This is a genomic window from Salmonella sp. SA14318, from assembly GCF_029866905.1.
GTDB lineage: Bacteria > Pseudomonadota > Gammaproteobacteria > Enterobacterales > Enterobacteriaceae > Salmonella > Salmonella enterica.
The window spans coordinates 2,228,792-2,240,512 of the sequence record NZ_CP123282.1 but is presented as its reverse complement, the minus strand read 5'-3'; the positions used below and the strand labels follow the sequence as shown (position 1 = coordinate 2,240,512).

Annotated in this window: 8 protein-coding genes and 1 pseudogene; 3 read left to right on the top strand and 6 right to left on the bottom strand. The window is 46.2% G+C overall.

Features of this window, described 5'->3' with window-relative positions; all coding sequences use genetic code 11:
• Positions 1-292 precede the first annotated feature (292 nt).
• Positions 293-727, top strand: a complete 435-nt coding sequence (uspF, locus tag QEN32_RS10730; RefSeq protein ID WP_001082296.1) for a universal stress protein UspF — start codon at positions 293-295, stop codon at positions 725-727.
• A 52-nt stretch (positions 728-779) separates the two neighbouring features.
• Here the strand turns inward: uspF and QEN32_RS10725 are convergent, their stop codons facing one another.
• The gene (locus QEN32_RS10725; RefSeq protein ID WP_000159242.1) at positions 780-1,118 is read right to left on the bottom strand and encodes an SMR family transporter; all 339 of its coding nucleotides are present in this window, start codon (positions 1,116-1,118) and stop codon (positions 780-782) included.
• Between the two features lie 274 nt (positions 1,119-1,392).
• Complete coding sequence (locus tag QEN32_RS10720) at positions 1,393-4,815, bottom strand: DUF4765 family protein (protein WP_265322094.1); 3,423 nt, start codon at positions 4,813-4,815, stop codon at positions 1,393-1,395.
• A 429-nt stretch (positions 4,816-5,244) separates the two neighbouring features.
• Here QEN32_RS10720 and QEN32_RS10715 point away from each other — a divergent pair.
• Both QEN32_RS10715 and ttcA read left to right on the top strand, forming a co-directional pair.
• A pseudogene (locus QEN32_RS10715) lies at positions 5,245-5,397 on the top strand (tyrosine-type recombinase/integrase); the annotation flags it as partial.
• A 94-nt stretch (positions 5,398-5,491) separates the two neighbouring features.
• Positions 5,492-6,427, top strand: a complete 936-nt coding sequence (gene ttcA / locus QEN32_RS10710; protein WP_001156208.1) for a tRNA 2-thiocytidine(32) synthetase TtcA — start codon at positions 5,492-5,494, stop codon at positions 6,425-6,427.
• Positions 6,428-6,473: 46 nt separating this feature from the next.
• Here ttcA and dbpA read toward each other — a convergent pair whose 3' ends face one another.
• The 4 genes from dbpA to smrA form a co-directional block, all read right to left on the bottom strand.
• Entirely contained in the window at positions 6,474-7,844 is a 1,371-nt protein-coding gene (gene dbpA, locus QEN32_RS10705) for an ATP-dependent RNA helicase DbpA (protein WP_265322093.1), read from the bottom strand.
• A gap of 486 nt (positions 7,845-8,330) precedes the next feature.
• Positions 8,331-9,314: a zinc transporter ZntB gene (zntB, locus tag QEN32_RS10695; protein WP_000387373.1), complete on the bottom strand. Its 984-nt coding sequence runs from the start codon at positions 9,312-9,314 to the stop codon at positions 8,331-8,333.
• A 145-nt stretch (positions 9,315-9,459) separates the two neighbouring features.
• On the bottom strand, positions 9,460-10,614 hold the full coding sequence (locus QEN32_RS10690; RefSeq protein WP_265322092.1) for a methyl-accepting chemotaxis protein: 1,155 nt from the start codon (positions 10,612-10,614) through the stop codon (positions 9,460-9,462).
• A gap of 392 nt (positions 10,615-11,006) precedes the next feature.
• The gene (smrA, locus tag QEN32_RS10685; RefSeq protein ID WP_001046799.1) at positions 11,007-11,570 is read right to left on the bottom strand and encodes a DNA endonuclease SmrA; all 564 of its coding nucleotides are present in this window, start codon (positions 11,568-11,570) and stop codon (positions 11,007-11,009) included.
• Between the last annotated feature and the right edge of the window lie 151 nt (positions 11,571-11,721).

Here is an 11,721-nt window from a genome sequence, read left to right as displayed (position 1 = left end):
TACCCCCAAAAGCATTCGTATAAATTATATCTATTTCACTGCGAATTATTTCATTAATTATTGAATTAAACGGTAACATCTCTTTTTAGGTCTTTCCTGACAAGGCAGAAATAACGTTTTAACGTCAACTCGCTGATTATTTACGTGGAATACGTGTAATATTACGTCGCCCTCCCCTGTAGGTAGTCCCCGCAGAGTATCGTGGAGCAGCACCTAAAATGTGACGTATGTCATTGTACATAAAGTGCCTTTAGGGAGTAGAATTTCAGTGGATACTTAAACAGGAGGTTTTATGAACAGAACGATTCTTGTACCCATCGATATTTCAGATTCAGAATTAACTCAACGCGTGATTTCGCATGTTGAAGCTGAAGCAAAGATTGACGACGCTAAAGTGCACTTTTTGACTGTAATCCCGTCTTTGCCCTATTACGCTTCACTGGGACTGGCTTATTCAGCAGAGCTTCCCGCAATGGACGATTTGAAAGCCGAAGCCAAATCTCAACTGGAAGCGATTATCAAGAAATTCAACCTTCCCGCGGACCGCGTGCAGGCGCACGTTGCAGAAGGCTCTCCTAAAGATAAGATTCTGGAAATGGCAAAAAAATTACCGGCCGATATGGTGATTATCGCCTCGCATCGTCCGGATATTACTACCTATCTGTTGGGTTCCAACGCCGCAGCCGTTGTGCGTCATGCGGAATGCTCCGTACTGGTGGTGCGCTAAATACCCGAGCCCGCATAAGAGAGTGCGGGCTCAAATCAACCATCATCATCGCCTAGTGACTGACGCTTTTTGAAAACAGATTGATTACGATTACGCCGCAGATGATAAGCAACATGCCAATAATAGCCGGCACATCCAGTTTTTGGCCAAGAAACAACCATCCTATCAATCCAATAAGAACAATCCCTACCCCAGACCAAATGGCATAAATGATACCCGCAGGGATGGTTCGCATTGGGATGGTAAGGCACCAGAACGCGATACAATATCCGATGATGGTAACGAGGCTCGGTACCAGACGCGTAAAACTATCCGATAATTTTAATGAGATCGTGGCGATAACTTCTACCACGATGGCGATAAATAGAAAGATTACAGCTTCTTTAGTCATACATATCTTCGTTCCGATATTTTTCTGGTCGTGGTGACATCTTAATTAATACGGATGACAGAATAAAGACGCTTTTGACCCGTTGCGTATCTCGCCATAACATACTTCAGGTTGCATGTGCTGCGGCTGCGTTCCCTTATCCCAGTCACTTACTTGAGTAAGCTCCTGGGGATCCGCTCGCTTGCCGCCTTCCTGCAACTCGAATTATTTAAAGTATAAAAGCAATCTTTCATACACGAGAGATAACAACAATAAACTTGTTCAGGATTTATGATTACTTAGAAGCGTTTGCCTGCCCCATATTTTCTGCATTACCATATGTCCTGTCAATTATACCAACAGGGTCCACTGGTGTGTTTTTTGGCATAACCCAGCCGCTTTCGCTGACGCTACCTCGTGTAAGATATCTGACTTTTACCTTAACGATAATAAGATAATGCTCCCTGCTGAACCTGTCGGCAACACTAAGATCGGTGGTATATTCAGGTACGATTCTTCCACTTCGAACCTGCTCTTTGGCTATTTCAGCAGAGACAGGCAATACTTCTACATCGCCCCCCTCAATACCGCCTGCTGTTTTAAAACTAACAATATTTTCAGCCTGCGGACCTATTGTACCTCGGCATAATACAACTTCGGTCTCCCCTGCTGCTACATCCCCACTCCGGTATTTCTTATAAATACTTTGTACATTTTCTTCTGATGTAGGGTATAAATCTTCTGACAGGGAGGCCAGTATATCTTCCAGTAAGGGGGAATCATCCGTTATATCCAGCAGTTCTTCATCATAACCCGCGTCTCCTTCTCTTAACTCTGAATAAGGCTTATCAATATGGCGAATAAGCCCCCCACCTTTCAGCCCTGACGCTTGATAAAATCTTCCATCAGAAGATCGGTAAAATGTCATGGCTGAATTTTTTCCGCTATCCGAATAGGTTGCCTGATACGTTTCTGAATTTGGTTCTTTAGTTAAAACGAGCTCTCTGTCGCCATATTTTATCGTATTAGGCGCTTCCGATGACAGCGGTGGATATGAGGCCTGTTTTCTGTAAAAGCCTTCTCCTGACGGTTTGTAATAACCATACGTTTCTTTATCAAAACCGGTAGCGCGATAGAGCCCATCGTTTCCCGCTGGACCTAACTCAAGAACTTTCTGATTAGTTTTTTGATAAATAAAATCTGTATTTTCTATTGACTCTATAGTTTTATAATTACTCCCCTTTTGAATCGGCGCTCGTACTACACCTCTTTGTATTTTATTTTCAACAAATCGGAGGCCCGTATACTTTGCATTTGCCGCTCTTTCTGTGAACTTCGCTCCAGCAACAGGAACAGCCTCCATACCGATACGAATAATATCCTGTACGTAACCGCATACATCCGCAGAGTTTTCCACAACAGCCCGATTAAGAATACTGCTGGTACCAGCCAGAGCGTTAAAACCAGGGATAAGCCCCATTACAATATTCCAGACCGTTCCTAAGAGGTGAAGTCCTGCTCTTGCAGCCGGACTTAATGAGGAAGTTGTGCGATGATGTATAGTATCATCAAGATCAAAACTCAGCTCAATTAATCCTCCCAACCCCTCCTGAATAATCTTATTAAATGCATAAACGAATTCTTGCCCGCCATTCATGGAGGAAAGCTTCTCCTTGAACGATTCGAGAGCCTGAGCCTGTCTCTCATGTTGTTCTTCTAATGTCAGCCAACTGCTTTGCGCAATATCACTGATCTCGTGAATAAGCCCAACAACGGCCTCTTGCACCATTTTGTTGATATCCATTAGTCCTAAGATATCACACTCCTGCATATGTTCCTTCATATGAGTCTCTGCTCGATAATATTTCTCCGCCCAGTCTAGCTGCTTATTGATCGCGGCTTTCATTAACAATTTTAAAGGCTCGTTACTTTTGGGAAGTGTTGATCTAACACCTTTGGTAAATTTATTATTAACCACAATTTTTCTTGCTATTGTGTCTATTTTTTTATCATTAACTGGCCCCGTTATCTTTGCACACCAAAAAATAATATTACGCATAATAATAAAATTATTTTTTATGCCTTCAGGGCTAAGCAATACTCTATCACCACCATTGCTGGATAAATGGTGTATCACTAATTGGACCAGCTTAAAAAGATGATTCATCCTTTTTTTATTAAAAGCGCTCTTTCCTCTTTCTTGTCTATTGAAAGATACTATTTCTAATGCTGTAATAATAGCATCCTTACCATAGAAAACGTCAAAGCTTGAACCAGAAATAGCAGGAAACTTTTCATACAGGACTTTCGCATAATGGCTTTCCCTTGTCCATAAAGGCCTGTCTATCATGGGTGGTTCAGGCTCAGTACTGAAATGCATAGGATGAACCAGCATATCACGCGCCATTAGTTCATATATTTTATATTGATGTTGAATATTTTCTCTTACAAAAGATAGAAAAGAAACGAAACTTCCCTCACCGAGAACGATGAGACGATCACTTAAATGAACTAAAAGACCTTTGAGCATATATTCAGCAGCAATAACTCTTCCATCATGCGTCCACTGCCCAGTTTGAGAAAACGCAAGTAATTCATGATAGCCTCTTTTATAACTATTTGCCTCTTGTTCTTTTACCAGTAGTTTGAGTATTGAGATAAGGCGTCCTCCCGCCATAGATGTAAAGTGTTCAAATAGGCCATCTAACACCTTACCTGCCAGGTTAGGCTCCGTAGTTGGGGCAGGATGATCCTCCGGGAGAGCCCTTTCATATCTCTGTAATTCTTTAACGGGTAAAAAATTATTCTCACCTTCTGAATTACCATTTTTTATCCTATAATCACCAGATGTTACTGCTAATCTTGATGATAATAACAAACCAGTTACTGCAATGTTTTTAATACTCCTGTCCATTTTATGAATGGTTACTGGCTGAAGATGATTGCTGCTATGGGAAGATAAGAAAATTTGCCTTTGAATTTCCTTTCCCTCAGATATAATTTGCTCAGTACTTTTAGGTGGAACAGTTACGCTATCTACATTAAATAGCTCATGTTCACCACTCATCGTTACCTGAGAAAAACACGACGATGTATGTGCAATTGCAGCAGGATCAATCTCTTTATAAATAACATTGGCGTAAACGTTTGTAACTTCACCGTTTGCATTTAAATGATCGTGCAAAATATGTTTTAGAAATAGATCTAACAACAATTTTTCTGATGTGATTCCATTCACACAGTTGTGAAAGTCAGGGGGAATTGGATAGCCGTTCTTATCAAATGGAAGCGATAAATATCCTCGCCCCCCATCAATATTTTCGTAACTGTAATTTAGAGATATCTTGACCTCGCATTTATTGGTATCTATATCGTCATTGATACTGCGCTCTACTTTATAATTAACCAGCCTACGGAAAGTTGTGCTATTTGAATAATAAAAATCCAATGTTGACTTAATATCTTCATATATAATTTCATGTGTTGGCTCAAAGAAGAAGTCGTAAATATTTAATCTGTTCTTTTCTTCATCTTTGGCCATCTCATCCAACTTAATATATTCTTCTGGTAAATTAGACACTTGCTCATGAAAGATATCGTCCTGATAAAGTCCATCCAACATTGAAAGGTACGGTATGGTATCCCAACTTCTGATAGCTTGTATCTGTACCGTCTGCTGTGATTCTCTGGTTGATATATCACTTACTGTTATACGCATTACGCTCTCCAGCCAGAATTATGGTATGCTTCATAAGGTGTAGATATCAGGTAGCAATTCTCATCGCAAATAATTTGTCTGAACTGTACATATGATACAGGCTATTTTTAATTCAATACGACCACCAGAATAAACAAGAAAATTTTAAATAGTATACGGTAAAATGATCTTACCCAACAATAATTAAACACTCTGCACTATCTTATTAGATAATAAAATACTGATACGTTATTTTATATCACCAATAAAAGAGCAAAAAGGGTGTGCCGAATATCATTTTACACCAGTCCCGGTTCACTCCACGAAACCACTTGAAACGTACCATCATCAGGACGCAGCAGCGCCTGAATTTCAGTTGAGCCCGTCACTTCTTAACGGACCTGGCTGCATGATGTATACAGTTGACAATATCCGAAGGTACCATCTCTATTAAAACGTGCTGGCATTCGTCGCCGTAATCCGTACCATACGCGACATACTTTTGCCTGCTGGCTGTTGACGGCAGGAGCGAACCCGGCATTTATCGCCAGCCAAATGGGGCATGAAACTGCGCAGATGGTGTATGAAATTTACGGTATGTAGATTGATGACATGAACGACGAACAAGTAGCGATGTTGAATGCGCGGTTATCGTAGTTGCAAAGTTCGCCCCATTTAGTACCAGAGAACTGAAATAATGCAAGAAATTCAAAAGAATACAAAGAAAGAGCAATACAACCTCAACAAGTTGCAAAAGCGCCTGCGCCGTAACGTTGGCGAAGCGATTGCCGATTTTAATATGATTGAAGAAGGCGATCGCATTATGGTTTGCCTTTCTGGCGGCAAAGATAGCTATACGATGCTGGAAATTTTACGTAATTTGCAGCAAAGCGCCCCGATCAATTTTTCACTGGTCGCCGTCAACCTCGATCAAAAGCAGCCAGGTTTCCCGGAGCATATCCTGCCAGCCTACCTTGAGCAGCTGGGCGTAGAATATAAAATCGTCGAAGAAAACACCTACGGCATTGTGAAAGAGAAGATTCCGGAAGGAAAAACCACCTGCTCGCTGTGCTCGCGTTTGCGCCGGGGTATCCTGTATCGTACGGCGACTGAACTGGGCGCGACCAAAATAGCCCTGGGCCACCATCGCGACGATATTCTGCAAACCCTGTTTCTGAATATGTTCTATGGCGGAAAAATGAAAGGGATGCCGCCGAAGCTGATGAGCGATGACGGCAAACATATCGTGATCCGCCCGCTGGCTTACTGCCGCGAGAAAGATATTATCCGTTTTGCTGAGGCCAAAGCCTTTCCTATCATTCCTTGTAATCTGTGCGGTTCGCAACCCAACCTGCAACGCCAGGTGATTGCCGACATGCTACGCGACTGGGATAAACGCTATCCTGGACGGATCGAGACGATGTTTAGCGCCATGCAGAATGTCGTGCCGTCTCACCTTTGTGACACTAACCTGTTCGATTTCAAAGGAATCACTCACGGTTCCGAGGTCGTCGACGGCGGCGATTTAGCGTTCGATCGTGAAGAGATTCCCTTGCAGCCCGCTGGCTGGCAGCCGGAAGAAGATGACACCGCCTTAGAGGCGTTGCGGCTTGATGTTATCGAAGTGAAATAATCTGCAGGCGTCTCAGCACTCCGCTGAGACGCCATGCTATCGATCATTATAATAGCCGTACCCGGCATGACTTGCCTTTGATCTTCCCGTTTTGCAACTGCTTCCAGGCTTTTTGCGCTACTGCTTGACGTACGGCGACGTAAACGTGCATTGGATGCACGTTAATTTTGCCAATATCCGCCCCGTCTAATCCAATATCGCCGGTCAGCGCGCCCAAAATATCTCCCGGACGCATTTTCGCTTTTTTGCCGCCGTCAATGCATAGGGTAGCCATCTCTGCGGCCAGAGGGAGTAACGGCTGCCGGGCGGGCGCATTCAGCCAGTTCAGCTTGAGTTGCAGCATTTCTGAAAGAATATTCGCCCGCTGCGCCTCTTCCGGCGCGCAGAAACTGATCGCCAGGCCGCTGCTTCCCGCGCGCGCCGTACGGCCAATACGATGGACATGCACCTCCGGGTCCCAGGCCAGTTCATAGTTAACCACCAGTTCGAGCGATTTAATGTCTAATCCTCGCGCGGCAACGTCGGTGGCAACCAGAATGCGCGCGCTACCGTTTGCAAAACGCACCAACGTCTGGTCGCGGTCGCGTTGTTCCAGATCGCCGTGGAGCGCCAACGCGCTTTGTCCTACCGCATTAAGCGCATCACAAACGGCCTGACAATCTTTTTTGGTATTGCAAAATACCACGCAGGACGCTGGCTGATGCTGGCTAAGCAACGTTTGTAGCAGCGAAATTTTTTCATGCGCAGACGTTTCGAAGAACTGTTGTTCGATAGCCGGTAGCGCATCTACCGTATCGATTTCAATACGTATTGGCTGCTGCTGTACACGACCGCTAATCGCCGCAATGGCCTCAGGCCAGGTTGCTGAAAACAACAACGTCTGGCGCGTCGCAGGCGCAAAGCGGATCACCTCATCAATGGCGTCACTGAATCCCATGTCCAGCATTCGGTCTGCTTCATCCATTACCAGAATGTGCAGCGCATCCAGCGATACGGTTTCTTTTTGTAAATGATCCAGCAGGCGCCCCGGCGTCGCGACAATGATATGCGGAGCGTGCTGAAGCGAGTCGCGCTGTGCGCCAAAGGGCTGCCCGCCACACAAGGTCAGAATTTTGGTATTTGGCAGAAAACGGGCCAGGCGACGTAACTCCCCGGCTACCTGATCCGCCAGCTCCCGCGTCGGGCACAGCACTAATGCCTGTGTCTGGAACAGAGTGACATCAATTCGATGCAAGAGCCCAAGACCAAACGCCGCCGTTTTACCGCTACCGGTCCTGGCCTGCACACGCACATCATTTCCCGCCAGAATGACGGGTAATGCTGCGGCCTGAACAGGCGTCATCTCAAGATAGCCCAGCTCAGTAAGGTTATTGAGCTGGGCGGCGGGCAAAACATTCAGGGTTGAAAAAGCGGTCACAATTTACTCTCGCGGTAACGACTCATAGTCAGCAGGCGCGTATCCTCGCAGATCCGGGCGTTTGATGCGACATTTTAATCGGTTCTTCGTCCGGCGGCGGGTCGGGCATCGGCTGAGGACGGGGAAGCGGCTCAGGAATGGGAACAGGGTCAGTGGGAATCGGGTCCGACAAGGACGAGTGTAGATATAATAAGGTCAAAAGACAGCTCATATTACCCTCCAGAATGTCATTCAGACTCTTAAAGGGTAGACGCAGATAGTCTACAGGCAAAAAAAAGCCGACTAATCTAAGTCGGCGTCGTACGAATCAATTGTGCTATGCAGTAATTCAAAAAAGGAAGTAAGACAATATGGAGCGCAACGCCCATCGCTTGACGTTGCATTCACCTGCGAGAGAGATATTGCCCCGAATAGGTAGATGGTTTATTGACTTCGCTCAAATTTCTCGGCGTTTTTTCACCCGAAATGGTCTGAAAAGCGCTTTTGTTACAACCATTTACTGCGATGCAACCATAAAGTAACACCACCGATCAGGACAACTAACAGAATACAAAACAGAGAAAAGCCGAACCGCCATCCGCCGCCGGGAATACCGCCCAGGTTAACGCCAAATAACCCTGTTAAAAAAGTGCTGGGCAGAAAAACCATCGCCATAAGCGACATGGTATAAGTTCTGCGCGCCAGAGACTCCTGCATCACCTGGGCAATTTCATCCGCCATGATGCCAGTACGCGCGATACAAGCGTCAATTTCATCCAACCCCCTTCCCAGCCTGTCGGCGATATCCTGCATTCTGCGCCGGTGATCGTCGCTCATCCACGGCAACCGTTCGCTCGCAAGCCGGGCATAGACGTCGCGCTGCGGCGCCATATAGCGACGCATAACAATTAGCTGTTTACGTAGCAATGCGAGGAAACCGCGCGGTGGGATTTGCTGGTCGAGAAGATTATCTTCCAGATCGATAATTTTATCGTGTAGCTCTTCAATAAATTCACTGGCGTGATCGGTTAACGCATCGCACACATCCACTAACCAGCCGCCGCAATCTACGGGCCCGGTGCCCTCCTGCAAATCACTGACCACATCGTCCAGCGCCAGAACCTTTCGCTGACGGGTAGACACAATGAATCGCTCGTCCATATATAAACGCATTGCCACTAATTGATCCGGGCGTTCGTCAGTACTGCCATTAATACAGCGCAGCGTAATGAGCGTCCCTTCCCCCATACGACTTACGCGCGGGCGCGAGCTTTCACCAGCCAGCGCATCACGCACGTTATTGGGGAGTAAAGGCGTTGAAGCTAACCAGCGGGCGCTGTCCGGGTGGGTATAATTAAGATGTAGCCAACAGGGATGCTGACTATCGATCACATCATTATCTTCGAGCGGTTTTACTCCACCACGACCATCCAGTAGCCATGCGAAAACGGCATCTGGCACGTTCACATCCGATCCCTTAATGGCTTCCACAGCGCCTCCACGTTACAACTCTCATGCCGTTAGTCTAGCTTTCGGGAAAGGTTAAGCAATCTCTCATTTTCTCATTGCTCAAAAAGAATGACGGGAACGTGCGAAAAAAGCGCCTTAGCAACAGGCGCTTACCAAACATGTATTATCAGGCCTGGCCGCGCCTGGTGATGGTCGAAAGAGGTGATACATGAGAGCGCGACAGCGCATGTTCACTGTAACCCGGCTGGCTTAAACGAAATTTGTCGGTTTTAGTCTGTAACTCGATCACCTGCGCCTTTAAAACATCCGAAGAAGCAGATAGCGCTTCAACCATTAAGACATTGCTATGGGTTGCGCTTTCCAGATCGCTCAACGCCAGTGTTATCTGGTTAATGCCTTTTTCCTGCTCCCGCGTGGTGGTGGAAATTTCACTCATCAGCACGTTTAATTGCCCGGAGCCGCCAACAATCTCCTGCATATTTTTTTCAGCCTCCTGCACTATGGCGGCCCCCTGCCGCACATTGTCATGCGTAACGTCGATCAGCGCCTTGATATTTTTTGCCGCCTCGGCGCTACGATGCGCCAGGTTACGCACTTCCCCTGCCACCACGGAGAAACCTTTTCCATGATCGCCCGCCCGCGCAGCCTCTACCGCCGCGTTAAGCGCCAGAATATTAGTCTGGAATGCGATACCGTCAATCAATGAAATAATCTCCGTCATCTGCGAGGCACAGTCGGTAATAGAACGCATATTTTCTGTAACCCGCACCATTAATTCACCGCCTTTACGGGCGCATTGGGTTGCACAATCCGCCTGTATGCTCGCCATTCGGGTATTATCCGCATTGTTTTTGGTACTCGCCGCCATTTCATCCATACTGGCGGCAGTTTGAATTAACGAGGCCGACTGCTGTTCCGTCTTTACGGATAGCGACAGACTGCGCGCCGCCAGTTGTTCGGAAAGGGTCATTGCCGTTTGCGAAGAGGATCTGATTTCACGTACCAGCGCGGAAATATTCTCCGACAGGCTATTAATCCCGGGGATGAGTCGCCCGGCGCAATTATTGCCAAATTCGGAGATATGAATAGACAAGTTTCCTGCTGCGACCTCTTCAATACTTTTCTTCACGGTATTAATTGGCACTACCAGATAGCAGGTCATATACCACCAAAGCAGTAATGTCGAGATCAGATAAATGATATTACACGTAATTAAAATAGGGAGATCGTGCAGAAAAGCTATTTGTAAAGTATCCACCAAAAGAAACGTACATACCATGAATAGAATAATGCATGTCCTGACGCTGATATTTCTCAACATTTTTGACGGCCTACAACCAGGATAGGAGACAGGTTTTATTTTTATAGCATTTCAGATACCTATTGCCATTCGTTTCTTTGACATTCTCCATATTCAATACCAGACCATCGCCATTTCCCTTAGTGCAACAGATAAAATCACCTATATTCGCTATGCCAAGATATTCATCCATCCATATTGACAAGTGATGTACTTATCACCATTTTCTGCTTAATAGTTAAGTCGAAAGCCAGTATATTTTAATAGACGCTTAAATAAGCGAATGACTGTTTCTCCGTGTTATTACCGCGGACAGCGTTATCGCCCGTTCTCTTGCAGAATCCTGAGCATCAGGCATAAAATCGGGTTCGCGCGAGCTTGCGCTGGCGGTCCTGTCCGCCAGCGACAACGATTTACCGACTACGCTTCGCATGGCGCTCCCAGTTATCCTGTTTAGCCTGCACCGTTTTACGTAACGCGACATAACATGCCCCGCCGCCGCCATGGTGCGGCAGCGCCGAACAATAAGCCTGTACATCTTCAAACTCTGTCAACCAGCGGGCCACATAGCTTCGGACGATATTGGCATGCGACTTCGCCTCTCGCCCTTTACCATGAATGATCAGGACATTACGCAACCCCTCTTTCTGCGCCTCCAGGATAAAACGAAACAGCATTTTTCGGCACGTTTCGACCGGCTGGCGTAACAAATTGAGGCTGGCCTGCTGAGGGTATTTCCCACTGCGTAACTTGTCGATGACACCCTGCTGCAATCCTTCCCGACGAAATTCCAGCGGTTCATTCAGCGGCAGAATATCCAGAAAGCCCGTCGTCAGGAAATTATCAAGCTGAAGCGTGTCGATACGCTGGGGCGTTTTAAGATTACGCGTTGGCTGCCAGTGTACATCAGTATGGCGTTTCAGCGGCTGGACATCCTCCATGGCGTCAAGAAACAGCGCTTTATCGTCAAGGTTCATGGTTCATCCTCCAGCGTTTTTGCGACTGCCGTTATCATAACCGTGCCCTGTTATACCGACAACGGTTTACAGTTATTTCCAATAACAGCGACAATGTCAGGCAATTAACCGCCTCGCCCGGCTCTCTTTTTCTCCGCCAACGATATTACTG